The following is a 469-nucleotide window of genomic DNA, read 5'->3' on the forward strand; positions in this document are numbered from 1 at the left end:
TTTACCACGGTGTGGTTCATGACTGGGGTGAAGTCGTAACAAGGTAGCCGTAGGGGAACCTGCGGCTGGATCACCTCCTTAATTAATGGCACTAAAGTAATTTAAAGTGCCCACACAGTTTGTTTTCAAGAAGAAGAATCCTACCATCCGAAAGGGTGAAAAGATGCTCGAACACGCCAAGCTGCAAGCGCGAAGCGCGAGCAGTAAAAGAGTGAACGAAGCATTTTTACAAGAGGTTTTGTTTTAATCGAGGCGCAGGCCCGAACGAGCGAAGGAACATACATCAGTATGTGACTGAGCAAGAGAGCGCATGCAACGAAGAGTAAAACAAAAGATCGATGTAAAAAAATGGGGTCGTAGCTCAGCTGGGAGAGCACCTGCCTTGCACGCAGGGGGTCAGGAGTTCGATCCTCCTCGGCTCCACCAAATTAGAGGGTTTTTCATTCGGTTTATTCAGATTAAAGTACTT

At 47.1% G+C, this 469-nt stretch carries 1 tRNA gene and 1 rRNA gene; both read left to right on the forward strand.

Going from position 1 to position 469, the window contains the following annotated elements:
* A 16S ribosomal RNA gene (locus ACWTE2_RS22330) occupies window positions 1-81 on the forward strand; the annotation flags it as partial.
* Window positions 82-350: 269 nt separating this feature from the next.
* Window positions 351-426, forward strand: a tRNA-Ala gene (locus ACWTE2_RS22335).
* Window positions 427-469: the final 43 nt, after the last annotated feature.

It is taken from the genome of Legionella nigrisilvae, from assembly GCF_977063395.2.